This window comes from Brevundimonas sp. GW821-FHT12C05 (assembly GCF_058807475.1).
In genome coordinates, this window is record NZ_JBXAQS010000005.1 from 20,067 (window position 1) to 44,196 (window position 24,130).

20 protein-coding genes are annotated in these 24,130 nt (G+C 67.6%); 11 read left to right on the forward strand and 9 right to left on the reverse strand.

Annotated features, from left to right (window positions below):
- Nucleotides 1-107 precede the first annotated feature (107 nt).
- Nucleotides 108-2,819 (forward strand): TonB-dependent receptor, encoded by a 2,712-nt coding sequence (locus AC1RRF_RS15020; RefSeq protein WP_492835953.1) that lies wholly within the window; start codon nucleotides 108-110, stop codon nucleotides 2,817-2,819.
- Nucleotides 2,820-2,895: 76 nt separating this feature from the next.
- Nucleotides 2,896-5,418 carry a glycoside hydrolase family 3 protein gene (locus AC1RRF_RS15025; RefSeq protein ID WP_492835955.1) on the forward strand — a complete coding sequence of 841 codons (2,523 nt, stop codon included), beginning with the start codon at nucleotides 2,896-2,898 and terminating at the stop codon, nucleotides 5,416-5,418.
- Nucleotides 5,419-5,766: 348 nt separating this feature from the next.
- Here AC1RRF_RS15025 and AC1RRF_RS15030 read toward each other — a convergent pair whose 3' ends face one another.
- Genes AC1RRF_RS15030 through AC1RRF_RS15040 form a run of 3 tightly spaced genes read right to left on the reverse strand, consistent with a single transcriptional unit; the run spans nucleotide 5,767 to nucleotide 11,036 of the window.
- On the reverse strand, nucleotides 5,767-6,225 hold the full coding sequence (locus tag AC1RRF_RS15030) for a hypothetical protein (RefSeq protein ID WP_492835957.1): 459 nt from the start codon (nucleotides 6,223-6,225) through the stop codon (nucleotides 5,767-5,769).
- Nucleotides 6,218-10,471 carry an RHS repeat domain-containing protein gene (locus tag AC1RRF_RS15035; RefSeq protein WP_492835959.1) on the reverse strand — a complete coding sequence of 1,418 codons (4,254 nt, stop codon included), beginning with the start codon at nucleotides 10,469-10,471 and terminating at the stop codon, nucleotides 6,218-6,220. Before AC1RRF_RS15035 ends, AC1RRF_RS15030 begins: the two co-directional genes overlap by 8 nt.
- 13 nt (nucleotides 10,472-10,484) lie before the next feature.
- Complete coding sequence (locus AC1RRF_RS15040; protein ID WP_492835961.1) at nucleotides 10,485-11,036, reverse strand: hypothetical protein; 552 nt, start codon at nucleotides 11,034-11,036, stop codon at nucleotides 10,485-10,487.
- A 274-nt stretch (nucleotides 11,037-11,310) separates the two neighbouring features.
- Here AC1RRF_RS15040 and AC1RRF_RS15045 point away from each other — a divergent pair, with 274 nt between their 5' ends.
- The 3 genes from AC1RRF_RS15045 to AC1RRF_RS15055 are packed head-to-tail and all read left to right on the forward strand — an operon-like array spanning nucleotide 11,311 to nucleotide 15,208.
- Nucleotides 11,311-12,909 (forward strand): DUF4153 domain-containing protein, encoded by a 1,599-nt coding sequence (locus tag AC1RRF_RS15045; protein ID WP_492835963.1) that lies wholly within the window; start codon nucleotides 11,311-11,313, stop codon nucleotides 12,907-12,909.
- Nucleotides 12,910-12,911: 2 nt separating this feature from the next.
- Nucleotides 12,912-13,622: a response regulator gene (locus tag AC1RRF_RS15050; protein ID WP_492835965.1), complete on the forward strand. Its 711-nt coding sequence runs from the start codon at nucleotides 12,912-12,914 to the stop codon at nucleotides 13,620-13,622.
- Entirely contained in the window at nucleotides 13,619-15,208 is a 1,590-nt protein-coding gene (locus AC1RRF_RS15055) for a sensor histidine kinase (protein WP_492835967.1), read from the forward strand. The genes AC1RRF_RS15050 and AC1RRF_RS15055 overlap by 4 nt, the downstream gene beginning before the upstream one ends.
- A gap of 4 nt (nucleotides 15,209-15,212) precedes the next feature.
- On the opposite strand, the gene AC1RRF_RS15060 is transcribed toward AC1RRF_RS15055, so the two are convergent.
- Entirely contained in the window at nucleotides 15,213-15,620 is a 408-nt protein-coding gene (locus AC1RRF_RS15060; protein WP_492835969.1) for a DUF983 domain-containing protein, read from the reverse strand.
- 154 nt (nucleotides 15,621-15,774) lie between these two features.
- Here AC1RRF_RS15060 and AC1RRF_RS15065 point away from each other — a divergent pair, with 154 nt between their 5' ends.
- Entirely contained in the window at nucleotides 15,775-18,624 is a 2,850-nt protein-coding gene (locus tag AC1RRF_RS15065; protein WP_492835971.1) for a tetratricopeptide repeat protein, read from the forward strand.
- A 43-nt stretch (nucleotides 18,625-18,667) separates the two neighbouring features.
- Here AC1RRF_RS15065 and AC1RRF_RS15070 read toward each other — a convergent pair whose 3' ends face one another.
- From AC1RRF_RS15070 to AC1RRF_RS15080, 3 genes are all read right to left on the reverse strand, one after another.
- Complete coding sequence (locus tag AC1RRF_RS15070) at nucleotides 18,668-18,946, reverse strand: HU family DNA-binding protein (RefSeq protein ID WP_492313850.1); 279 nt, start codon at nucleotides 18,944-18,946, stop codon at nucleotides 18,668-18,670.
- A 121-nt stretch (nucleotides 18,947-19,067) separates the two neighbouring features.
- Nucleotides 19,068-19,874 (reverse strand): flagellar type III secretion system pore protein FliP, encoded by an 807-nt coding sequence (gene fliP, locus AC1RRF_RS15075; protein ID WP_492836263.1) that lies wholly within the window; start codon nucleotides 19,872-19,874, stop codon nucleotides 19,068-19,070.
- A gap of 32 nt (nucleotides 19,875-19,906) precedes the next feature.
- Nucleotides 19,907-20,182, reverse strand: coding sequence for a flagellar biosynthetic protein FliO (locus AC1RRF_RS15080; RefSeq protein WP_492835973.1), 276 nt, complete (start codon nucleotides 20,180-20,182; stop codon nucleotides 19,907-19,909).
- A gap of 150 nt (nucleotides 20,183-20,332) precedes the next feature.
- On the opposite strand from AC1RRF_RS15080, the gene flgB reads away from it, so the two are divergent.
- From flgB to AC1RRF_RS15105, 5 genes are all read left to right on the forward strand, one after another.
- Entirely contained in the window at nucleotides 20,333-20,737 is a 405-nt protein-coding gene (gene flgB / locus AC1RRF_RS15085) for a flagellar basal body rod protein FlgB (RefSeq protein WP_492835975.1), read from the forward strand.
- 17 nt (nucleotides 20,738-20,754) lie between these two features.
- Nucleotides 20,755-21,174 (forward strand): flagellar basal body rod protein FlgC, encoded by a 420-nt coding sequence (gene flgC, locus AC1RRF_RS15090; RefSeq protein WP_492340552.1) that lies wholly within the window; start codon nucleotides 20,755-20,757, stop codon nucleotides 21,172-21,174.
- 9 nt (nucleotides 21,175-21,183) lie between these two features.
- The gene (fliE, locus tag AC1RRF_RS15095) at nucleotides 21,184-21,483 is read left to right on the forward strand and encodes a flagellar hook-basal body complex protein FliE (protein WP_492835977.1); all 300 of its coding nucleotides are present in this window, start codon (nucleotides 21,184-21,186) and stop codon (nucleotides 21,481-21,483) included.
- Between the two features lie 82 nt (nucleotides 21,484-21,565).
- On the forward strand, nucleotides 21,566-21,952 hold the full coding sequence (locus AC1RRF_RS15100; protein WP_492835979.1) for a VOC family protein: 387 nt from the start codon (nucleotides 21,566-21,568) through the stop codon (nucleotides 21,950-21,952).
- On the forward strand, nucleotides 21,949-22,398 hold the full coding sequence (locus tag AC1RRF_RS15105; RefSeq protein ID WP_492835981.1) for a GFA family protein: 450 nt from the start codon (nucleotides 21,949-21,951) through the stop codon (nucleotides 22,396-22,398). The genes AC1RRF_RS15100 and AC1RRF_RS15105 overlap by 4 nt, the downstream gene beginning before the upstream one ends.
- Before the next feature lie 7 nt (nucleotides 22,399-22,405).
- Here the strand turns inward: AC1RRF_RS15105 and AC1RRF_RS15110 are convergent, their stop codons facing one another.
- Together AC1RRF_RS15110 and AC1RRF_RS15115 are read right to left on the reverse strand one after the other, a co-directional pair.
- Nucleotides 22,406-23,554: an acyltransferase family protein gene (locus AC1RRF_RS15110; protein WP_492835983.1), complete on the reverse strand. Its 1,149-nt coding sequence runs from the start codon at nucleotides 23,552-23,554 to the stop codon at nucleotides 22,406-22,408.
- A gap of 53 nt (nucleotides 23,555-23,607) precedes the next feature.
- The gene (locus AC1RRF_RS15115; RefSeq protein WP_492835985.1) at nucleotides 23,608-24,033 is read right to left on the reverse strand and encodes a hypothetical protein; all 426 of its coding nucleotides are present in this window, start codon (nucleotides 24,031-24,033) and stop codon (nucleotides 23,608-23,610) included.
- Between the last annotated feature and the right edge of the window lie 97 nt (nucleotides 24,034-24,130).

Genomic DNA, 24,130 nt, shown 5'->3' on the forward strand with positions numbered 1-24,130 from the left:
GACAGCGCTGTCAAATCTGAACAGTTTGACGTGAGGAAACGGGCGGGCCTGTGAGCGCGTCGGTATGATGGAATCCTGGTGAACAGGGTCCACGGGGAGGGAAGACCATGACTACGTTCAAACGTTCGCTTCTGCTCGGCTGCGCGTCTCTGGCCGTCACCGCCGGCGCGGCCCAGGCGCAGACCGCTCCCGCGCCCGCCGAAAGACAGGACGAGGCCACCGAAATCGGGGAAGTCGTGGTCACCGCTGAACGGCGCGAGCAAACCCTGCAGAACTACGCCGGGGTCGCCCAGGTCATCACCGGCGAGGACCTGCGCGCGGTCGGCATCGACCAGATCGAGGACCTTCAGTCCGCCATTCCCGGCCTGTCCATCTCCAACCAGGAAGGCAACGTCCAGATCTACATCCGGGGCGTGGGGACGGCCAACAACACCGAACTGGGCGATCCCTCGGCGGCGACCCATCTGAACGGCGTCTATCTTCCGCGTCCTCGGGGTCTCGGCGGGCTGTTCTTCGATCTCGCGCGGGTGGAGGTGGCCAAGGGGCCGCAAGGTACGCTGCGCGGTCGCAACGCCGTCGCCGGCACGCTGAACATCATTCCGAACATGCCCCGACTGGGCGTCTTCGAAGGCTTCGCCCAAGGTGAAGTCGGTACGCTGGAAACGACCGGATACGAAGCCGCCGTCAACATGCCGATCGGCGAGGATCAGGCCCTGCGTCTGGCGGTGTACGGCGTGGATCGCGGCACGGCCTATGAAAACGTGGGCAACGACCAGAACCTGGACCCGACCGGTGAACAGCAGCTGTTTTCGGCGCGCGCCACCTACCTCTATCAGCCCACGGACCGCTTCCGCCTGACCTTCATGGGCGACTTCGAATCCGAGCGCGGCACGGGCTATCCCGCGACCAACATCCGCAATGGCCTGGTCAACGGCGGCACGCCCGATCAGCTGGAACTGCGCGAGGTCCTCTATCGCGGCCCGCAAGGCCTGGTCGAGAATGACAACTGGGGCCTGGCGCTGAACGCGTCCTACGACTTCGGTCCCGCGGTGCTGGAATACACCGGCAGCCGCCGCAGCGTGGACTACTACCAGGTCAACGCATCCAACGAGGGCGTGGTGCGTCCGGGCTATGGGGCGGCCAACGTCGACTACGACAATTTCGGCACGCAGTACTGGCTGACCCTGTCGGAATCCGACGTCCACGAACTGCGCCTGTCGTCCGCGCCCGGCGCCGAGACGGTCTGGTCGACCGGGCTGTTTTACTTCAAGGAAAGCCAGCAGGTCGGCTTCCTGTCCCTGGTCGACAAGGGCCAGTTCTATTCGGGCACGGAGTTCACCTTCCCGGACGTTCAGTCCGACTCCTTCGCGGCCTATGTCGACATCACCTATCCGGTCACCGATCAGCTGCGATTGAAGGCCGGCTATCGCTACACCGAGGAGAACAAGTCCCGGCGCGGCGTCGGGGGCAACTGGGTGCTCGGTCTCGGATCGGACGGCTTCGGCTGCTGTTTCACGACGCGTATCGGCACCGAGGGCTTCCGTCCCAACTTCACCGGCCGATCGACCTATGCGCCGCCGACGCCGGGCGACAACCAGGCCGCGGCCCGGTATTTCCTGGAGGCGTTCACCCCCGGCGCGCGCGACACCTTCCTGGACCAGATCGCCGGCGTGGCCGACGGCTCCCGGCCGAATGGAACCTGCGTCAATCGTCCGGACACCCAGCCGTCCTACGGCGGCCAGGTTTGCCCGCCCAATGGCCAGCATAGCTTCTTCCAGATTTCGGCGCCGGGCGAGCAGGTCGGTTCGTACGAGGACTCGTTCAGCGACTATCGCGTCGGCTTCGAATACGACCTGACGAACGACAATCTGTTCTACGGAGCCATTTCGACGGGCCACAAGTCCGGCGGCTTCAACGACACCATCGTCATCAACGGCGTGTCGACGGCGCCGACGTTCGCCCCGGAATCGGTGACGCTCTTCGAACTGGGAACCAAGAACACCTTCCGCCCCGCGAGCGGCCGGATCGACGTCAACGCCAACATCTTCCTCTACGACTACGCCGACCAGGTGTTCCAGACGCTGGTGTCCCTCGGCACCGGCCCCGGCGGCGCCAGCGCCGGCTTCTCGCAGCAGAATATCAACGTCGCCCAATCGACGATCCAGGGCTTCGAGATCGAAACCCGGTTCGACCTGCCGTTCGGCATGCGTCTGGACCTCATCGGCGCCTACATCGACGCCAAGGCGGACGAGGGCGCGCTGACAGACACCCGGGGCACCGACTACGGCGACGGCACGCCGAACTTCAACGTCGATATCGGCGGCAATGAGCTGCCGAACGTGTCCAAGGTGAACCTGAACGCCCACCTGCAGCAGACGGTCGATCTGTTCGGAGGGCGGGCGGACTTCCACCTGCTGGCCAACTATCGCTCGTCCTACTACCTCAACATCTACAACGAGCTGCCGGTGATCCAGTTCACCGCGCGGCCGACGGATGCGGCGGGGCAGGCGGCCTACGACGCCTTCAAGGCATCTGTCGCGGGAACCACCATCAACCCGACCGCGCCCCTGGCGAGCCCGTATCTGCGTAGCACCGACGCCCGCACGGGCGGCTTCTGGGCGCGTCAGGAGGGCTATGTCACAGTCAACATCGGCGCCGGTTGGGAACCTTCCAGCGGCCGCTATCGGATCGAGGGCTATGTGAACAACCTGTTCGATGAGACCGTCGTCGAAAAGCAACTGGTGTCCGATCAGGTCGTCAACGTCCTGTTCCTGAACCAGCCGCGGACCGCCGGCCTGCGCCTGCGCGCCAACTTCTGATCTCCTGAACTGGGGCGGCGCGTCCATCGGGGCGCGTCGTCGCTTTTTTCAGTATCGCGTCGTCTTGAGGTTCCGCATGTCCGTCTCCCGCCGAACGCTTCTGTGCGCCGCCGCCCTGGCGGCCGTTCTTTCGGGTTGTGCGCCTGTGGCGGCCCGAGCCCAGGATGTCCGGAGCGCCGTGGCCGATCCCGCTGTATGGCCCGTGGCGGCCAGCCCGGCGGCGATCACGGACGCGCGCACGGAGGCCATGATCGACGGCCTGCTGGCCCGCATGACGATCGAGGAGAAAGTCGGCCAGCTGATCCAGGCCGACATCGGCTCCATCACGCCGGCCGACCTTGCGACCTATCCAATCGGATCGATCCTGGCGGGCGGAAACTCGGCTCCGGGGGCCAACGAACGGGCGCCCCTGGCGGCCTGGGTGGCCCTGTCCCGAGCCTTCCGCCAAGCCGCGGCGAACCGTTCGGGCGCGGCCATTCCGTTGATGTTCGGGATCGACGCTGTTCACGGCCACAACAACATCGTCGGCGCGACCCTGTTTCCCCACAATATCGGCCTGGGGGCCACGCGCGATCCGGACCTGATCGAACGGATCGGCGCCGCCACCGCCCAGGAGGTCGCCGCCTCGGGCGCGGACTGGACGTTCGGCCCGACACTGGCCGTGCCGCGCAATGATCGCTGGGGCAGGGCGTACGAAGGCTACGGCGAGAACCCGGAGATCGTCTCCAGCTACGCGGGACCCATGACGCGCGGTCTGCAGGGCGAGCTGGCGGCGGGCCGTCCTCTCGCGCCAGATCACATCGCGGGATCGGCCAAGCATTTCCTCGCGGACGGGGGCACGACGGACGGCGTCGACCAGGGCGACGCAGCGATCCCGGAATCCGAACTCGTCGCCATCCACGCCCAAGGCTATGTGCCGGCCATCGACGCCGGCGTCCTGACGGTCATGGCGTCCTTCTCAAGCTGGAACGGCGTGAAGATCACGGGCAATCGCTCGCTGCTGACGGATGTCCTGAAGGGGCGGATGGGTTTCGAGGGCTTCGTCGTCGGGGACTGGAACGCCCACGGCCAGATCCCGGGCTGCAGCAACGAAAGCTGCCCCGAAGCCATCAACGCCGGGCTGGACATGTTCATGGCGCCGGACAGTTGGCGGAACCTCTACGTCAACACCCTGGCGCAGGCGCGGGCGGGGGAGATCCCGACCGCCCGTATCGATGACGCCGTGCGGCGCATCCTGAGGGTCAAGATCAAGCTCGGGGTCTTCGATCGGGATCGGTCGCTCGAGGGACGCGCCGATATCTTCGGTTCGGCCGAGCATCGCGCCCTGGCGCGCGAGGCGGTCCGGAAGTCCCTCGTTCTGCTCAAGAATGAGGGCGTGTTGCCGATCCGGCCGGGCGCGCGGGTCCTCGTCGCGGGCGACGCCGCCGATTCCATCGGCCAGGCGTCCGGCGGCTGGACGGTGACCTGGCAGGGCGCCGACACGACCAACGCCGACTTCCCTGGCGGCGTCTCGATCTGGGCGGGGCTCGAGGCCGCGGTGAAGGCGAGCGGCGGCGTCGCCGAACTGAGCGCGGACGGATCGTGGGACGCCCGGCCGGATGTCGCCATCGTCGTGTTCGGCGAAACGCCCTACGCCGAATTCCAGGGCGATATCGAAACCCTGGACTTCGAACCCGAGGGGCCGCTGGCCTTGCTGCGCCGCTACAAGGCGGCGGGCATTCCGACGGTCTCGATCTTCCTGAGTGGGCGCCCGCTGTGGACCAACCCGGAGATCAACGCTTCGGACGCCTTCGTCGCGGCCTGGCTGCCCGGCACGGAAGGGGCCGGCGTGGCCGATGTCCTGGTTGCGGGCCCCGACGGTCGCGCGCCGTTCGACTTCAAGGGCCGCCTGTCCTTCTCCTGGCCGCGCGATGCGGGTCAGGACGTCCTGAACGTGGGCGAGCCGGGCTATGCGCCGCAGTTCGTCTATGGCTACGGCCTCGGCTATGCGGCGCCGGTCCACACCGGCGCGCTTTCCGAGGACCCTGGCGTGACCGTCAGCCGGAACAATGTCGATCGCTACTTCACCGACGGCCGCGTCCAGTCGCCCTGGTCGTTGATGCTGCGGGACGAGGGCGGCGACAGCCGGGTGGGCGCCATTCTGGCGGCGACCAGCCCCCGGGGCGCCGTGCAGGTCCGGCCGACGGACGGCGCGGCGCAGGAAAGCGCGATCAGCCTGACGTTCAGCGGACCGGCGGAAGCTCTGATCACGGGCCCGCCCGTCGATCTGTCGCGCCAGCGTAACGGCGACATGGTTCTGGCGTTCTCGATCCGTCTTGATGCGCCGCTCTCCGGACCGTTGGAGCTCGGTTTCGGCGGGCAGCGCGCCAGCATCGCGCCGCTTCTGAACGATGCGCGGCCGGGCGTCTGGCGCTCGATCCGGATTCCGCTGTCCTGTTTCGACGGGGACGGTTCGGGTGTCGCGGCTTTGGAAACCCCGTTCTCGCTTCGATCGGCGGGGCCCCAGCGGGTGTCGGTCGCGGAAGTCGGCTTGATCAGCAACGAGGGCGGCCTGGGTTGCCCGGCGACCGTCAATGTCGGGAGCGCGGGGCCGCGTTAGCGGCCGGCCCAGCCGACCGGGGCGTCGGGTCCGAGTTGAACAGGGTAGGCAGCATGAGAGGCCCGAAGAACTGTGCTCGGGCTTGGTAGGGACCCGCGTGGGGTGGGGGCCAGTTAAACCGGCTTTATGACCTTGGGTGGCTCCGGACCGTGTCGCAGGCCGGTGTCCGTCGTCGAGCGCGATGATGTCTCTGGCGTCCGAGCAAGAAAAAGGGGCGGCGGGAAGAAATACCCGCCGCCCTGTCTCAGTCGCGCTTCTCTAGTTCACCCGGCCATGGCCCCGTATCTCAGCTGCAGGTTGGAGTCCTGCCGGGGTCGCCAGGGTTTCGGCCTGCCATGATCGCAGCGCTCAGGCGGTGTGATCAGGTTGGGCCAGTCTTTCCAGGAGCCGAATGACAGATGACGGTCCATCTATCTGGCCGAGAGGGATGACCGCCCATTTCTTTCCATTTGAAAAGACGGACACTCGTTCGGGGTTCTGTTTCACTTGGTAGTCAAACGGGGTGGCGGCTTCAATTCGCAGAGAATGGGTGTCCCACCCCCTTACCAGGAGCCTTTGGCCGTCAAACTCCACTGCCGGTATTCTCAATACTGCCCGTACTAAAGTGGGGGTTTTCTGAATTAGTGCAACCACGAGGGCTGCCCCAATGATGTAGACCAAAACCAAACCTGGCGGAGTTTTCAGGGCGTTGAAATAGGTCGTTGGCAGTGATTTGTATGAAAATAGAACATACATCATTGCCAATAATATTGCGTAATTTTTCGCAATAACAGTTCGCCTGTAGTAAAAAGATTCAGATTCAATCACTGCATTGTTGTCCTCTGAATGCTTCAAATCTATCGGCTCCCTTTGTGCCTGCATATTCTCCGGCAAATCCTCCTGCGAGCGCTCCGAGAGGAGTGCCAAAGATGGTTTCGGCCGTTGCCGCGCCTCCGATCGCTCCACCCAATGCAGATCCCAGTACTGGGAGTCCGGCGTTCACAAGCGATACATCCATGCTTTGTCCTCGCTCTCGGCTCGTCTGATAGGTTGCGATAGTATTTACGCCAGTAAATAGCAGAGATAGAGGAACAAAGGCGCTGCTAGGATAGTCTGCTGTTTCGATAAATGCGATAGCCGTGCTTTGAGCCCAGCCGCCGACTTGTGTTGCAGTTGCGATTTTTCCAGCGCGATTTCCGGCCGAGCAATCGACGGATGACGCATCTCCGCCCCCAGACGGATCAAGAAACATGTTGGAAAATATGCTGCTCCAGCTACCAAAGTAACCGGAAGAATAACTGCCCATTCTCTCGCAAATCTCCAAGTTTGACGCCTTGTCGAAGTTGCCTAGCAGCCATCCCCCCCTTCTAAAGCATTCACCCTGGGAAATTATTTCGCCGGCCGCCTTGTCTTGTAACCCCATCGGATCGATGCGATTCACCGGATCCCCGCCCACGTAGGCATACAGGTTGGCCCCGGCCTCATACCCGATCGGATCCGTCTGCAGGAACCGCCCGACCTGCGGCAGGTAGGCTCGCGCGCGATAGTGATAAACGCCTGCCTCCGGCAGCCATTGCTGGCCGGTATACTGGAAACGGCCCGTGTTGCCCGAAGCCGGGACTCCGTATTCGTCGTAGGTGTTGATCGCCGACACGGCGCCGGTCGCGCCCGACTGGGCGATCACCGAGCCCCGCTCATCGGCCAGCTGCCAGCTGCGGTTCGACACGCCCGACCCGTCATAGGCCGCCGCCACGTCGTCCAGACCGAGACCCGGAATGTAGCGCCGCGTCAGGGCGCCCGTGCCGACATTGTACTCGGCCGCAAGCTGATCGCCGGCATACTGCCGCCGGGTCGAGGCGCCGCCGACCGTCGAGGTCGCCAGACGGTTCATCGGATCGAAGGTGAAGGTCGCCGCGCCCGCGCCCGCGCTGGCCGAGGTCAGGCGGTTGACGTCGTCATAGCCCCAGGTCTTCCCTAGGGCGCCGGTGACATTGCCCCGGCTGTCGTGGGTGACCGCGGTGCCGTCGATAGTGTCCAGCTGGTTCTGGCCGTCGACGGTGTAGGCGGTCGTGCCGGTCGCCGAGGCACCATAGATGTAGGCGTCGTTCGACACGGTCCGGCCGACGATCTGACCCGCCGGATTATAGCTGAAGCCGAAGGTCACATCGTTGGACGAGCCGGTGGCGTCGTGGGCCAGGCTGGTCATCCGGCCCCAGGCGTCATAGCTGCGGGTCGTGGCCGCGCCCGCGCCGCCCGCCCGGCTGACGCCGGTCGGCTGGCCCAGATCGTTCCAGGTGTAAGCCGCGATCTGGCTGGCGCTGCCGCCCGCCGGTTGCTGCTCGATCGCCGTGGTCGCGCCGTAGACGTCGTGGCTGTAGTTCGCCGCGAAACCGTCAGGCCATTCGATCCGCGTCAGCCGGTCCGCGGCGTCATACTGGTACGCCATGGCGCCGATGACGCTGGAGGCCTCGCTGACGGGGCGGGACAGGGCGTCCCAGGTCGTGTTGACCGTGATCGCGGCGTCGCCCGTGCTGATCACCCGGCCCAGGTTGTCGTAGCCGGAGGTGACGTCCGGCGTGCCGGACGGCAGGTTCAGGGTGACCAACCGGTTCAGGGCGTCATAACCGAAATAGGTCACGTCGCCCGCCCGGTTCCGGGCGCTGTAAGGACGGCCCGTCGCGTCGTAGACCGTCTGCTCATAGTCGGTCGTCGAGGTCCCGCCGCCGACGGCGTTGGGGTAGCGAAGCTTCGCCATGCGGTCGAAGCCGTCGTACTCCATGACCGAGACATTGCCCTGGCCGTCGGTCAGGGAGGCGGTCTGGCCGTTGGCGGTATAGGTGACGCTCTCGGTTGCGGCCTCGCTCGTGCCGTAGGCCGAGGTGGCCGTGATAGGTCGGCCCGCCGCATCGTACGTCGTCCGCACGATGCGATCGGAGCCATACGCGCCGTCCGCCGCGGCGGTGCACGCCGACGAGGGCAGGTCGCCGTAGGTCGCCGGGTTCATCCGGATCGCCACGCACGACGGTCGCCCGGCGGCGTCATAGGTGGTCTGCTGCACGCCGGAGACCACGTTCGCATCCGACATCTGGCGCACCTCCACCGGACGCTCGAAGGCGTCATAGGCGGCGGTGGTCTTCAGGGTCGGATCGAAATTGGCCCAATCCGTATCACTGTAGCCTGCGGTCGTGCCGACCTCGGTCGACAGGATCTGGCCATGCTCGCCGTAGGTGATGCGCTGAGCCCGGTTCAGACCGGCGCCGCCGCCGTCCGGATCGGGGCCGACCATGCCGACCCTCCGCCGCTGGTCGTCATAGCGGTAACGGGTGGTGTCGGCGGTTCCGGACAGGGGACCGTCGACCGTCTGAACGTCGCCGTCAGCCGTGTAGGTCATCGCCGTGACGGCCATCGCCGGATTGGTCCCCGAACCCCGACTGATCGACGAGACCTGCAGGTTGTTGGCCACGCCGGCGGAGCCGTAGGCGAGGGTGGTCAGCACCTCATTGGCCGCGCCATCACAGCTGGTCCCCGTCGCGCAGGCCGAGATCTCGACCGGCAGGGTGACCGAGGTCGGCGCCGCCACGATGACGCCGGCGTTGTTCTTGTACTGGGCCGTCTGCGCCGCATAGGCGATGCGGGTCTGCGGACGGGCCGCGCCGGTCGAGGGCGCGGGCGCCGTCACCGACAGCAGGCCGCCGTGGGTGCCGTCCCAGCTGTAGTCCGTCACCCCGCCGTTGGCGTCGGTGCTCGAGGTCGGTCGGTTGCAAGTCACCGGGTTGGCGCAAGTCGAGGGGTAGGCCGTGCTGGTCACGATGTCGGCCAGGCCCGAGCCGGGCTTGGCGTTGCGGGTCACCTGGGTGACGTTGCCGCGACCGTCGTAGGCGAGGTCGACGGAATCGCCCTCGGGATTGGTCATCGATTGCAGACGCAGGCCGGCGTTGTAGGCATAGGTCCAGGCGCGGTTCGTCGAAGGACCGGTGGCCTGGGTGACCGAAGTCGCCCGGCCGATGGTCAGGTCGGACACGACGGTCGTTTTCTGATCCAGAGGGCCTTCCACGATGGTGGTGCGGATCGCGCCCGCGGTGGAGAAGCCGTAGTCCCAGGTCCCGCTGGCGTCAGTGACGGAGGTCACCAGGCCGTCGAGATTTTCGTTGACCGAAATCAGCGGATCCGGGTCGGAACCGTACAGCAACTCAAACAGGGAGCCGTCTTCCTTGCCGGTCTTGCGGTAGCGCGTCTGCACGCCGTTTTGATCGGTGAAGACCTGGTCTGTGACGCCGGGCGCGGGATTGGCCGTCGAAAAGGCCACGCTGGGCCAGGGTCGGGTCAGTCCGGAACAGGTGTCCGCGGTGGGCGCGCAATAGTCGACGGCCAGATTGATGGCGGTGACCTTCTGGACGGTGCTCCATTCGGGAAGGCTGGCGTCGGCGTTTTCAGCGTAGTCGTAGTGAATCTGATATCCGGTATTGGTCTCGTAAGATTGGAGACGCTGAACATCGAGAGTGAGTGAGCACTGCTCGTATACGTTCCACTCGGCGCAGTAGTACTGGGTCTTGTAGTTATAGGTCGTCACCATCCCGTTCGGAGCGATCCGTCGCTTGACCACGCCTTCGAATTCGGCGTTCGGGATCCGGGTCAGCCCCATCTCATAGACCGTGCCGTCACTGCGCGTGTAGGTGTAGGCGCCGGCCGTGCCATGGTAGACGAGGGTCGAACCGGTGTTCTCCTTCGGCGCGAACTGCATGACGCCGACCGACGTGAAGACTTCGCTGACGCCCTCCACGGTGACGATTGGGTCGACGCCAATCCCGCTGTTGCGGACGCCCCCGTAGCTCCGGTCCCACCAGCCGCCATTCTCCAGCCGCACATGGCCCGAGCTCAGACCCGTATCCGCCGGGCCGATGGACAAGGGGGCGGCGCCGGGATGCCATTCCCCGCTGACCAGATCCACGCCGCGGGGATCGAGGGTATAGTGCTCAGGAGGGAGCGGTCCCGATTGCGCATTCACCGCTCCAGCCGCGGCCAGGGCGAGCGCCGATGTGGCTGCGAACAGCCATGTCTTGTGTCTCATTTTCATGGGTTTGCGCCTTTCAGTGGCAGCAGGTGTTGGATTGCCAGACGACCGACCCGCCGCTGGTCTTGAGGACCAGGTTGCCGTCGTTCTGGAGGGTGAGGGTGGCGTTGGCGCCGGCCGCTGGCGTGGCCCAGAGCCCGGCGTCCGCGAAATCCCGCAGAGTGGCCACGCCGTTGGATTCCAGCCTGAAGTACAGGGACCTGCCGGTCGCCGTTCCGTTGGACCAGAGCAGGGTCGAACCGAACCAGAGGGCGAGGTCGCCGGTCTGCTGGACCTTCAGGGCGAAGCGGCCATCCGCCGAGATCAGTTGCTGACCGGGAAGCAGGAACTCGCCGCTGGATAGACGGTAGGCCGTCACCGGCGCTGTGATGGTGTAGTTGGCGCGCGAGTTCCGGTTGTCTGCGTCATCGAGGGCGTAGTTCGAGAACGACGACGTCGGTCCGGCGTTGATCGCCGCGGTCAGCCGCCCGTTGGCGTCATACCGATAGGTCTGTGTGGTCTGGGCCGCCGCCGCCGATCCCGTGAGCAGGATCGCCGCACAGGCGAGGATGTGAATGGGTGTTCGCAAGTGTCCCTCCGTCGATAGACCTGCCCAGAACGGACAGGAAATAAATCCTATCATGGGGGTGCGTCAGAAACGGACGTATGCAGGAATATATTCTTGTGCAGCGCTCAAACTGATCTATCGGGCGGATGGGTGCGCTCAACCTGTGATTGACAGGGCGTCCGGCCGATGAGGGGCTGCACCGCTTCTGCACGCCGTTTGCGCCGAAGCTCCCCGGGCCGCCCCGCACGGCTGAACCGCGCCGCGCGACAAAGGCCGCCTCATCGAGGGGAGGCCCATGCTCAGCATTCATCCATTCACGCGGTCGTCGTTCTGGCTGAAGGTCGGGGTCGCCGCCGGCCTGGCCGTTCTGGCGGACGCCCTGTTCTTCCAGTCCTTTCCGTGGGGCGCGGTCGTCGGCGGGTTCGCGGCGGCGTGGATCGGCGGCGTTCTGCTGGTCCGGAAGGGGATGATGCGGGACCGCCGGGCTCTGTCCGCCGTGGTCGCGGCGGGAATCATGGCGGCGGTGATGATCGAGCGGCCAGATGCCCTGTCATGGCTGCTGTTCGGCCTGATGCTGACCATCGCGGTCCTGTCGGCGCGGGTGCGTGAGGGCGAAACCGTCTGGCAGTGGGCCCAGCGTCTGTTCATTCACGGCGTCGTGTCGCTGGTCGGGCCGGTCCTTGATCTGGTCCGGCTGGGGCGGTTGCGGCGGCGCAGGCCCGCCCGGGTGTCGCCGGCGGCCGTGCTGAAGGTGCTGGCTCTACCGCTGGCCGGGGGAGTGATCTTTCTGCTGCTGTTCGCGCGCGCCAATCCCCTGATCGCGGACGTTCTGGACACGGTGCGGGTTCCGGCGCCGTCAGGGTCGACGGTGCTGCGCCTGATCGGCTGCGGGATCGTGGCGGTGATGGTCGGCACGACCCTGCGGCCGCGCTGGTATCGCAAGCTGGTCGCCCTGCCGTCCCTGGGCGAGCGCCGGATCCCGGGCGTGAACCTGGCCTCGGTGACTCTGTCCCTGCTGGTCTTCAACGTCCTGTTCGCGCTTCAGAACGGACTGGACATCGCCTTCCTATGGAGCGGCGCGCCGCTGCCGGGGGAGATGACCCTGGCGGACTACGCCCATCGCGGCGCCTATCCGCTGATCGCGACGGCGCTGCTGGCCGGCCTGTTCGTGCTGGTGGCCCTGCGGCCCGGATCGGAGACGGCGCGGCGCCCGCTGGTGCGCGGACTGGTGGTCCTGTGGGTCGCGCAGAACATGGTGCTGGTCGCCTCGTCCCTGCTGCGCACCGCGGACTATATCGAGGGTTACGCCCTGACCCGTTTCCGCCTCGTGGCCATGATCTGGATGGTCATGGTCGGCCTCGGCCTGCTGCTGATCTGCTGGCGGTTGCTGAGGAACAAGGACGGGGACTGGCTCATCGGCGCCAATGTGAAGCTGGCTCTGGTGGTTCTGGCCGTCGTCAGCACGGTCGACCTGGGCGCCGTCGCCGCGGCCTGGAACGTCAGGCATGCCCGCGAGATCGACGGGACCGGCGCCCAGCTGGACCTCGGCTACCTGCGGGAGCTCGGCGCCCCGGCGCTGGTGTCGCTGGTCGAGCTGGAACAGACGACCGACGATCCGGAGCTGCGCGACCGCGCCGCCTCGGTGCGTCGTGACCTGATTGAGCGCCTGCGGGAGGATCAGTCGGGATGGCGCGGCTGGACCTGGCGCAACGCGCGGCGGCTGCAGCGCATCGACGCCCTGACCGCCCATCGGCCTCTGCTGGTTCCCAAGCCTGGCGAACGCGAGTGGGACGGGCGGCTGAGCCCGCCGCCGCCGCCCGCATCCGCGTCCGATGCGGCGCCTCCCCCGACCGTGGCCGTTTCGGCCCCGTTGACCTCAGCCCCTGGAGTCTGAACATGGCGATCATGCAGCGCACCGTCCTGGTGGTCGATGACGACCCCCACATCCGCGATCTCCTGACCTTCGCCCTGCGCAAGGCCGGCCTCGCCACGCGCGAGGCGGCGGACGGGGAGGCGGCCCTGAGCGATCTCGAGGCCCATCCGTCCGATCTGGTGGTGCTGGACATCAACATGCCCCGCATGGACGGGATCGAGACCTGCCGCCGTCTGCGCGCCAAGGGCGATGTGCCGGTGCTGTTCCTGTCCTCGCGCGACGATGAGTTCGACCGCGTGCTGGGGATTGAGCTGGGCGCGGACGACTATGTCACCAAGCCCTTCAGCCCGCGCGAGGTGGTGGCCCGCGTCGCCGCTATCCTGCGGCGCACGGCCCGCACCCCGGCCCCCCTGCCGTCGGGCGCGGTGAGCCACGGCCGGCTCACGCTGGACGCTGAGGGCTGGCGCGCGGCGTGGGGCGCGTCCGAAGTGCCCCTGACGGTGACCGAGTTCGCCATCGTGCGGGTGCTGGCGGCTCAGCCGCGCATGGTCTTCACCCGTGACGCCATCATCGACCGGGTGCACGGCCCCGGCTTCGCGATGACCGACCGGACCATCGACAGCCATGTCCGCAACCTGCGCGGCAAGTTCGCGGCGGTGGGCGGCGGCGACGTGGTCGAGACCCGGCCGGGCCTCGGCTACCAGCTCGGGCCCTGCCTCGGCGCGGCGGCGTGAGTGACAAGCCGCCCGGGCGCTTCCGGCTGTTCGTGCGGCGGCACTGGCCGGCCCTGAGGCTGCGGACCATCCTGCTGTCGGTGCTGCTGTTCGCGGCCCTTCTGCCCGGCTTTACGGCAATCTTCCTGCGGGTCTACGAGAACACCCTGGTGCGCCAGACCGAGGCGGAACTGGTGGCGCAGACCGCCGCCCTGTCGGCCACGGCGGAGGCTCTGTGGCCAGGCTCGCGGCTGACCGCGCCGACCGAGGCGCAGCGGCTGACCCCCGGCTGGTATCAACCCGAGGCGGCGACCATCGACCTGGGCTCGACCCCGATACTGCCTGCCCGTCCGCCCGTTCGCCCTTCCGGCCCGCCGGTCCCGGACGCCGTCGTCGTCGGCCGCCGTCTGGACGCGGTGATGCAGGAAACCAGTCGCACCACCCTGGCCTCGATCATCTTCCTGGACCGCAACGGGGTGGTGGTCCGCGGCTTCGGCGAAGGTGGAAGCTGGAAGGATATCCCGGAGGTCCGCGCGGCCCTGTCCGGGCGCCCCGCGACGGTGCTGCGCCGGAACGCCGCCTATCATCCGCGCTATTCGTGGGAGTGGCTCAGCCGCGCCTCGGCCCTGCGCATCCACCACGCCCGCCCGGTGGTGGTGAACGGCCAGGTCGAAGGCGCCATCCTGGTCTCGCGGTCGCCGCGCGCCTTGTTCCGGGGCATCTATCAGGACCGCATCAAGATCGCGCTCGGCATCGTCGGGGTGCTGGGCTTCATCGCCTTCCTGGCGGTGCTGGTGTCGCGGGGCATCGCCCGGCCGATCGAGGTGCTCAGCCGGGTCACGCGAGAGGTCGCCAGCGGGGGCGGAACGGTGCCGCCGCCGCCCAGCACCGCCGCGATCGAGATCCGCACCCTGTACGAGGATTTCGGCATCATGGCCGAGGCCGTGGAGCGCCGCTCCCGCTATCTGCGCGACTTCGCCGCCGCCGTCAGCCACGAGTTCAAGACGCCCCTGGCCGGCATTCAGGGCGCGGTCGAGCTGTTGCAGGATCACGAGGACATGGAGCCTGCGCGACGGCGCAAATTCCTGGACAACATCGCCGCGGACGGGCGTCGGCTGTCGGGACTGGTGACCCGGCTGATGGATCTGGCCCGCGCCGACATGGCCCGGCCCGAGGCGGGGCTGTCGGTCGACCTGAGGCCGCCCCTGCTGAAGACTATCGACGCCTGCTCGCCGGGGCTGAGCATCACCCTCGATCTGCCGGAGGACCTGCCGCCAGTGGCCGCGCCCGCCGCGACGCTGGAGGTGGTGGTCTCGACCATGCTGGAGAACAGCCGTCAGGCGGGCGCGCTCGCCGTGCGGATCGCGGCGCGGGTCGCGGGCGATGCGGTCATCCTGTCGGTGTCGGACGATGGTCCCGGCGTGGCGCCCGCGGATGAGCGACGCATCTTCGAGCCCTTCTTCACCACCCGGCGCAGCGAGGGCGGGGCCGGGCTGGGCCTGTCGATCGCGCGCGCTCTTCTGGCCGCCAATCAGGCGACGCTGGACCTCGTGCCGTCAGAGGGCGGGGCGGTGTTCGAGATCGGATTGCCGGTGGCGGAGCGTTAGGGCCTCAGCGCCACTTCGACCCGTCGCCGTGCTTGCCGATGCTCTCCCACTCGGGCGGGGCCGCCTTGTGGATGTACTGTTCCGACACCAGCCAGCCCTTGAGCGGACGCAGGACGGCGAGGCAAGCGAGGACCAGCAGCGGCATGGTGACCGCGAAATGCACCCACACCGGCGGGTGGACGGTGAACTCGAACCACATGAACAGCGCCATGCCGATGACGCCGACCAGGCTCATGCCGAAGAAGGCCGGGCCATCGGCGGGATCGGCGAAGCTGTAGTCGAGGCCGCAGTTCGGGCAGTTGTCGCGGATCTTGAGGAAACCGCGCAGCAGGGGGCCCTCGCCGCAGCGCGGGCAGCGGCAACGCAGGCCGGTCTTCAGGGTGCTCAGCGGTGGATAGACAGGGTCGCTCATGGCGTTCCGGTTCCTCGATGGCCTGCATGTCGGCCTGTTGAAGGACGGGTGCAACCGGGGCCGTTTGTCGCGGCGTGGAAACCGGTGGCGCGGCGGGTTCCGGTCACCATCCGTTAACCGCGTTTAAAGAGCCGTCGCGCGAGGGTGCGCGCGCATGTCCGGGGCCCATTCCAGCAAGCGCATCCTGAAGTCGACCGTGGCGGCCGCCGCGGCCGGCGCGGTCGTGCTCGCTCCGCTGGCGCCGCTCTACGCCCAGGAAGCCGGCGCGGCCCTGGATCCGGTCACCATCCGCATCGGCGCCAACGAGGCCTTCACCCGGGTAGAGTTCGCAGGCGTCATCGGCGCCCGATCGCAGATCCGGCGCGAGGGGCGAACGGTCATCGTGCGCATCGGCGCCACCGCCGCTCCTGACGTTTCACGCCTGCGGGTCGATCCGCCGCGCGGGGTGGAGAAGGTCGAGACCCGCGCCGTGCGCGGCGGCACCGAACTGATCCTGACCCTGGCCGAAGGCGCTGATGTGCGCACCGGATCGGCCGATGGCGCGGTCTTCGTCAACCTGTACGCCACGGCTCCCGAAGCGCCGGCCGCGCCGGTGGCGTCCGCCCAGGCCGCCGTCGTGCCGGTGGTCTCGCACGTCAGCCCCGAGAAGGTCAGCCTCGACTTCAAGTGGGAACAGCCGGTCGGCGCCGCGGTCTTCCGCCGGGGCGACGCGGTGTGGGTGGTGTTCGACACCCCCGCCCGTCTCGACATGGGTGGAGCCAAGGCGCTGGGCCCCGCCACCGGCGCCCACTGGACCGCCGGTCCCGACCACGTCGCCGTCCGCATCGCCGCGCCGCGCGCCCTGCGGGTGTCGGCGACCTCGAACGGTTCGACCTGGACGGTCAGCATCGGCGGTCCCGCGGCGTCCGCCGGCGGCGTCACCGTCGATCGCGACGACACGGGCGAGCCCGCGCTCGTCGCGCGCATGGCCGGGGCGACCAAGGCCATCTGGCTGACCGATCCGATGGCCGGCGATCGCTTCGCCGCCGTCACGGCGCTGGCGCCCGGCAAGGGCTTCGCCGACAGCCGGCAAAGCCTCGACATGACTCTGCTGCCGACCGCGCACGGTCTGGCGGTCGAGACCCTGGTGTCCGACCTGGCCATCCGCGCGGACGGCGACCTGGTCACCCTGAGCCGGCCGGGCGGCCTCACCCTGTCGGCGCCCTCGGCCGCGTTGGAGGCCGCCGAGGACGAGCCCGGCGCGCCGCGCAAGGCCAAGTATCCCGGCCTCATCGTCGAGGGCTGGGAGAGCACCGGCCACGCCACCTTCTCCGCTCGCTATCGCGAACTTCAGGACGCGGCGGGCGCCGAGTCCGCCGTCGCCGGAGAGAATCCCCGCGCCCCGATCGAGGCGCGCATGGCCTTCGCCCGCTTTCTGGTCGGTTCTGGCCTCTCCTATGAGGGCATCGGCGTGCTGAACGCCATCGTGGCCCAGGCGCCGAACATGGCCGGCGAGCCCGAGGTGCGCGGTCTGCGCGGCGCGGCCCGCGCCTCCATCGGCCGTCTGGAAGAGGCCCAGGGCGATTTCGCCTCGGCCGCCGTCGCCGGTGACCCGGCCTCGGCCGTCTGGCGTGGCTATATCGCTTCGAAGCAGGGCGACTGGGCGGCCGCGCGTCAGGCCTTCAGCGCCGGCGCTGGAGCCGTCGACGATTTCCCGCCGATCTGGCGCGCCCGCTTCGGTGCAGCCCATGCCGAGGCCGCGCTGGAAAGCGGCGACCCGGAAGCCGCGCGCGCGCTGCTGAACTACGCCTTCAGCCAGAACGCGCCCGCCGCCGATCAGTTGGCCGCCCGCAATGTGCAGGCCCGGCTGTTCGAGCAGGACGGCATGGGCGACCGCGCGCTGGCCGTCTATCGCGCCGTCGGCCGCGCGCCGTTGGATAATGTCGCCGTTCCCGCCAAGCTGGGCCTGATCCGCCTGTCGCTCGAGCGCGGAACGATGAAGCCGGACGAGGCGGCCAAGGAGCTGGAGGCCCTGCGCTGGCGCTGGCGCGGCGACGCCACCGAGCTGGCCGTCATCCGCCAGCTGGGCAAGCTGTACCTGTCGCAGGGGCTGTATCGCGAGGCGCTGACGGCCCTGAAGGGCGCCGGCGGCCGCATGAACCGCCTGCCGGGCGCGGCGGACCTGTCGACCGACCTGAACAACGCCTTCCGCATGCTGTTCCTCGAAGGCGGCGCCGACGGCCTGCAGCCGGTGCAGGCGCTGGGCCTGTTCTACGACTTCCGCGAACTGACCCCCATCGGCGCCGACGGCGACGAGATGGTTCGCCGCCTGGCTCGCCGCCTGATCGACGTGGACCTGCTGGATCAGGCCGCCGAACTGCTGAAGCACCAGGTCGACAGCCGTCTGGAAGGTGTCGCCAAGGCTCAGGTCGCAACCGATCTGGCCACCGTCTATCTGATGGATCGCCAGCCCGAGCAGGCGCTGCAGGCGATCTGGAGCTCGCGCTCGACCCTGCTGCCGACGCCCTTGAACGCTGAGCGCCGGGCGCTGGAGGCGCGGGCCCTGATGAGCCTGGGTCGTTACGATCATGCGCTGGAAGTGCTGGGCGCGGACGCCTCGTCCGACGCCAAGGCCGTGAAGGCCGAGATTTTCTGGAAGCAGGAGAACTGGGGCGGCGCGGCGGCCCTGTACGAGGCGGCGATGGGGGAGCGGTATCGCAACCCGGCGGCCCTGACCCAGGACGAGGAAGCCCGGCTGATCCGGGCCGGGGTCGGTTATTCGCTGGCTCATGACACGGCCGCGTTGGGCCGGCTGTCGCGCAACTATCGCCCGTACGTGGCCGGAGCCCGGTCCAAGGTCGCCCTGTCGATCGCGCTGGACGGCCCGGACGGCATGGCCTCGGTGGGCGACTTCGCCGCGCTCAGCGCCTCGGCCGACACCTTCGCCGGCTGGGTCAATGAGATGAAGGCCGAGCTCAGACAGAAAACGGGCGGGAATCGCCCTGCGACACCCGCCCGTCCCTGAATAGCCCTGGCGACGGAGCCGTCAGGCTCCATCACCGAATGGCTTAGCCGTTGACGGCGTCCTTCAGCGGCTTCGAGACGCGGAAGCGGACGGCCTTCGAGGCGGCGATCTTGATGGTCGCGCCGGTGGCGGGGTTGCGGCCTTCGCGCGCGGCGCGGGCAGCGGTGTCGAACACGCCGAGGTTCGAGATGCGGACGTCGCCGCCCGAGGTCAGCGACTTGTGAATGTTCTTCACGATCGCTTCCAGGACGCGGCCGGCGTCGGCTTGGCTGACGCCCGCGTCTTTGGCGACGGCGGCGATGAGTTCGGCTTGAGTGGTCATTGTGGGTCGTTTCCCGATTGAAGCTCGCCCCCCAATTCAAGGGCGATGACGGACGGATCAACGCCGCTTTTTCTCGGGATGGCAAGCGGGATCGCCGCTGTAACCCCCACGGGCTGGGGATTTACCCTGTGCCGGATCCCCGTTGGAAGCTCTCCACGAGGCTGCCGGCGACCAGTCTCCAGCCGTCCACGAGCACGAAAAAGATCAGCTTGAAGGGCAGCGAAATCACCACCGGCGGGAGCATCATCATACCCATGGACATGAGCACGCTGGCGACTACCAAATCGATCACAAGGAACGGAACGAAAAGGAGAAATCCGATTTCGAAGGCCCGCTTCAACTCGCTGATCATGAAGGCCGGAGTGACCACCCGGAGAGGCAGGTCCACGGCCTGCGCCGGGGCCTCGATGTTGGACAGTCGGGTGAACAGGGCGAGGTCGTCCTGATCGACCTGTCCGAGCATGAAAGTCTTCACAGGTTCTGACGCCGCATCGAAGGCCTGAGGCAGCTCCATCTGCTGATCCAGCAGGGGGCGGATGCCCGAATCATAGGCGTCCTGCCACGTCGGAGCCATGACGATGGCGCTCAGAAACAGGGCCAGAGAGACCAGCACGGCGTTCGGCGGCGACTGCTGCATGCCCAGCGCGGTCCGCAGCAGGGACAGCACCACGACGATTCGCACGAAGCTGGTGGTCATGATCACGATCGACGGCGCCAGCGACAGGACGGTCATCAGACCGACCAGTTGCACGACCCGTTCGGTCAGGCCGGCGCCGGTGCCCAGGTCGACGTTGATCGCCGCGCCGGCGCCGCCGGCGGCCCCGGCGGCGAGGTCCTGCGCCAGGGCCGCGAGCGGCCAGCACAGGCAGAGCAGGGTGGTCAGCAGGGACAGCAGGGCCGCGCGCTTCAGCTCGTCGCGCGTCGGCATGACGAAGACGGACTTCAGGCTCGCCGGCCGTCTCACTGGGCCGACTCCGGACCGCGCGGCTCGATCAGTTCACGGCCTTCGCCGAGCAGCAGCAGCCGTTCCTCGTTGTCGACCTTGACCAGCACCAGGCGGCGAGCAGGGTCCAGCACCAGGGTTTCCATGACCTGCATGCGGCGTTCGCCACGCTCGGCGCTGAGTTTGGCCAGCAGCTGGGGCGCGTACCGCCGGGCCGCCCAGGCCGCCAGGCCGATGATGCCGAGGGTGAAAGCCAGGGCGAACACGGCCCTGAGCAGATCGAGGAAGTTCATGCGACGGGCCCCGCCGGAGACTGATTCCGGCGCGTCAGACTTCTGCGATCATGGTTAACGTCTCGTTGAGATAACGTCTCATTAACCATGGAGGCGGCATTTTCTGCCCATCGAACCGTGGGCGATCCGCGCCCGGAGACTTTGACGCCCGTGGGCTTCACCGACCTTCCGCTGCTGGGCCAGATCAAGGGCCGCCTCTCGTGGCTGGACCAGCGCCAGCGCGTCATCGCCGAAAACGTGGCCAATGCGGACACGCCCGGCTACGTCGGCCGCGATCTCAACGCGCCGAAGGACTTCGCCGCCGCTCTGCGCAACGGCGGCGGTCTGCAGATGACCCGAACCAGCGCCATGCATATCGCCCCGGCGGGACAGCGGGCGCGCTTCGACGCTGTCGCCGCGCCGGACTCCGAGACCACGCTCGACGGCAACGCCGTCGTGGTCGAGGAGCAGATGCTGAAGATGGCCGAGAGCCGCATGTCCTACGACGCCGCCATCGGCTTCTATCAGAAGTCGATGCAGATGCTCCGCATGGCCGCCCGCGCGCCCGGCCGTTGATAGACAGGGAATAGCCGATGCCCGATCCCGTCCCCCCCAGAAACAGCGCCATGGCCGTCGCGGCCAGCGCGCTGAAGGCGCAGCAGTCGCGCATGCGCATCATCGCCGAGAACATCGCCAACGCGCAGTCGACGGCCCAGACCGCCGGCGGCGAGCCCTACCGCCGCCAGATTCCCGTCTTTCAGGCGCGCGAGATCGACGGCGCGACCGGCGTGACCCTGGCCGAGGTCCGGCCCGACCAGGGCGATTTCCGCTCCGAGTACGACCCTTCGCACCCGGCGGCCAACGCCGAGGGCTATGTCCTGCGGCCCAACGTCGACACCTTGGTCGAGGCCATGGACATGCGCGAGGCCCAGCGGGCCTACGAGGCCAACCTGAACGTCATCGAGACGGCGCGGTCGATGGATGCGCGCACCCTCGACATCATCAAGAAGTAGGGCTGACCCATGAATCCCATGATGGCGGCCAAGGCCTATTCCGCGATCCAGGGCGGGGCGATGCCGACCGCGCCGGCCGCCGCGCCGCAGGACTCCGGCTTCGCCGAGATGCTGACCAACGTCATGGGCGACATGACCCAGACCTCGCGCGCCGCCGAGGGCCAGATGGCCTCCGCCGTGCAAGGGCAGGGCAGCCTGATCGACGTGGTCACCGCCGTCAGCTCGGCTGAGGCCTCGCTGGAAACGGTCATGGCCGTCCGCGATCAGGTGATCGCCGCCTATCAGGAAATCATGCGGATGCCGATCTGACGGCGGCGGCCTGTTCGAGCTGATCCGGGAACCGTACCCGCGGCCCGGACGCTGCCTCTCCCATATCGAAAGGGAGATCGTCATGCTGAAGGATCGCAACGCGTCCGCCATCGTCGCCGTCAGCGACCTCGCCCGCGCCCGGGCGTTCTACGAGGACATCCTGGGCCTGACCCGCGACAGCGGGAGCGAGGACCAGGGCGTGCTGGGGTTTCGCACCGGGACGACGCATCTGACCGTCTACAGGTCCGACTTCGCCGGGACGAACAAGGCCAACGCCGTCACCTGGGACATGAAGGGCGACCTCCTCGCGGTGGTGGATGACCTGAAGGCGAAGGGTGTGACCTTTGAGCGCTATCCCGACATGGGCTTGACCCTGAACGGAGACATCCACGAGGCTGGCCCCATGAAGCTGGTCTGGTTCAAGGATCCGGACGGCAACATTCTCCATCTGATCGAGGGCATGGAATGATCCAGACGCGGCGCGGCAGCTGCCATTGCGGAGCGGTGAAGTTCGAATGCGAGATCGACCTGGCTCCCGAGGGTCAGCGTTCGCCGCAGGTTCGGCCTGGTCCCTGGTACGCGACCACGCTGCGCTGCAACTGCTCGATCTGCCGCAAGACACGGATGTGGAAGAACCACGTGCCGTCCGAGGCCTTCCGGCTGCTGCAGGGGGCGGACAACCTGACCCACTACCGGTTCGGCGAGGGCGGGATTGATCACACCTTCTGCAAGACGTGCGGGATCTACGCCTTCGTCTTCGCCAGCGAGCCGGTCATGGGCGGGGACTTCGTCTGCGTGAACGTCGCCGCGCTGGATGACGTCAGCCCGGGGGAACTGACCGAGGCGCCGATCCGCTATGAGGACGGCGCCGACGACGAATGGGGCGGGGCACCGGCGATCACGAGCTACATGTAGCCGGGGCTCAGCCCTCCAGCGACACCACCGGTTGCCCGACGACCGGCGCCGACCGGCGGCGGGACTTCAGCCAACCGCGGATGCGGTCCTGGATTGGAGTGTCGATGATCTGGTGGAACAGGAAGGCGAAGACGAAGGCCGCCGCCACGCCCGCGAACCACAGCGCCCACTGCACCGGCGAGGACAGGGCGAATTTGGCGATCAGGACATTGGCGACCCCGAACCAGGCGATGCGCACCACCTCATTGGTGATGAACATCGAGAACGAGACCTGGGCGGCCTTCTCGACGAACTTTGAGGGGCGCGGCGTCGGCGTGGCGCCGGCGGCTAGGATGATGGTCGAGATGCAGGTCAGCGAGATCAGGGCGTGCTTGTCGAAATACTGGACGAAGGCCAGCAACAGGGCGGCGCCGATCCCGGCCCAACCCGCCAGCTTGGGCGCGATCCAGACCTTCTGGGCGAACCAGGCCAGCGACATGCCCAGCACGAACAGCGGCAGGGCGCGGAAGAAGCCGAAGCCCATGGGCATCTGGTAGACGGGGTAGCCGAGCAGCGTCCAGGTGATCTGGTTGGCCAGCAGATAGAGGCCGACGCCCAGGCCCAGCACGCTCCACGGCCCCAGCTTGATCAGCTGGCGCAGGATCCATGGGAAGGCCAGGTAGCAGCCGACCAGGGCCGAGATCGACCAACTGGGCGCATTCCAGCCGTAGCCGCCGGGAACGCCGTAGGCCTGGGTCAGCGTCAGCTGGGCCCACAGCTGGTCCCAACGGAACCACTCAGGGGCCCGGGGCGCGAAGCCCAGGGCGCCGCCGACCACGACCAGCGCCACCAGAGACAGGCCCATGATCAGGTGGGCGGGCAGGACGCGCAGATAGCGCTTCAGGAAGAAGTCGCCCGCGGACATCGAGCCCTTGGCGACCGAGGCGCCGTAGACCCGCATCAGCACATAGCCGCTGTCGATCAGGAAGAAGTTGGTCAGCAGGAAACCGCCCCGCTCGAACACCGGATGCAGGCCCTCGGCCAGCGGCACGGGGGCCGACATCTGGAAGTGGTGCAGGATGATCAGGCTGGCCACAATGAAACGCAACGCGTCGAGCCAGCCGCCCCGAACGATGGGGGGTGTTTCATTTCGGGTCGAAATCGCGGTCCAGGCCATGGGAAGGGCCTCCTTCGAGGCGAATTCCGCAAGGACCGGGCCGCGTCGGCCTCTTAGAGTTTGCCGAAGGCGACGCCGCGCCAGCCCCAGCCGGCTTCAAGGACGGCGTCCCGCACCGGGTCTTTGATTTCGGTGGTGTCGAACACGTAGTCGTAGACCTCGCCGAACGATCCGTCCTCGCGGAAGGCGTAGACGGTCTCGAAGCTCTTCTCGAATGTCTGGCCGCGCGAGGCGCTGCCTTTGGCGCTCAGCGTCGGCACGCCGGCCCGCCATTCGACTTCCCACAGCTCATCGACGGACCGGACCTCGCCCTTGGCCTCATCGAACCTCATCAGGACCTTGAACACCTTCTTGATGCCGGCCTTGGCGAAGAACTCGTACCATTTGGCGTCGACGATCCGCCACTCGGCGACCATGTCGACGCCTTCCTTCTCGCCGTCACGGATGACGAAGGGCGCCGTCGCGCGGTTGACGGCCATCAGGCGCTTGCGCAGTGCGGCCGTGGATTGACGCTTCGCGCCGGCCGGCGGCGCGCGGGTGCCCGTCAAAAAGTCGAAAAGTCCCATCCTCAGCCCC

Bases quoted from the DNA above. Each gene is read 5' to 3' on its own strand.
- AC1RRF_RS15020 (WP_492835953.1), top strand. From the start codon at position 108: ATGACTACGTTCAAACGTTCGCTTCTGCTCGGCTGCGCGTCTCTGGCC.
- AC1RRF_RS15025 (WP_492835955.1), top strand. From the start codon at position 2,896: ATGTCCGTCTCCCGCCGAACGCTTCTGTGCGCCGCCGCCCTGGCGGCC.
- AC1RRF_RS15035 (WP_492835959.1), bottom strand. From the start codon at position 10,471: ATGAAAATGAGACACAAGACATGGCTGTTCGCAGCCACATCGGCGCTC.
- AC1RRF_RS15045 (WP_492835963.1), top strand. From the start codon at position 11,311: ATGCTCAGCATTCATCCATTCACGCGGTCGTCGTTCTGGCTGAAGGTC.
- AC1RRF_RS15050 (WP_492835965.1), top strand. From the start codon at position 12,912: ATGGCGATCATGCAGCGCACCGTCCTGGTGGTCGATGACGACCCCCAC.
- AC1RRF_RS15060 (WP_492835969.1), bottom strand. From the start codon at position 15,620: ATGAGCGACCCTGTCTATCCACCGCTGAGCACCCTGAAGACCGGCCTG.
- AC1RRF_RS15065 (WP_492835971.1), top strand. From the start codon at position 15,775: ATGTCCGGGGCCCATTCCAGCAAGCGCATCCTGAAGTCGACCGTGGCG.
- AC1RRF_RS15070 (WP_492313850.1), bottom strand. From the start codon at position 18,946: ATGACCACTCAAGCCGAACTCATCGCCGCCGTCGCCAAAGACGCGGGC.
- fliP (WP_492836263.1), bottom strand. From the start codon at position 19,874: ATGCCGACGCGCGACGAGCTGAAGCGCGCGGCCCTGCTGTCCCTGCTG.
- AC1RRF_RS15080 (WP_492835973.1), bottom strand. From the start codon at position 20,182: ATGAACTTCCTCGATCTGCTCAGGGCCGTGTTCGCCCTGGCTTTCACC.
- flgC (WP_492340552.1), top strand. From the start codon at position 20,755: ATGCCCGATCCCGTCCCCCCCAGAAACAGCGCCATGGCCGTCGCGGCC.
- fliE (WP_492835977.1), top strand. From the start codon at position 21,184: ATGAATCCCATGATGGCGGCCAAGGCCTATTCCGCGATCCAGGGCGGG.
- AC1RRF_RS15100 (WP_492835979.1), top strand. From the start codon at position 21,566: ATGCTGAAGGATCGCAACGCGTCCGCCATCGTCGCCGTCAGCGACCTC.
- AC1RRF_RS15105 (WP_492835981.1), top strand. From the start codon at position 21,949: ATGATCCAGACGCGGCGCGGCAGCTGCCATTGCGGAGCGGTGAAGTTC.
- AC1RRF_RS15110 (WP_492835983.1), bottom strand. From the start codon at position 23,554: ATGGCCTGGACCGCGATTTCGACCCGAAATGAAACACCCCCCATCGTT.
- AC1RRF_RS15115 (WP_492835985.1), bottom strand. From the start codon at position 24,033: ATGGCCGTCAACCGCGCGACGGCGCCCTTCGTCATCCGTGACGGCGAG.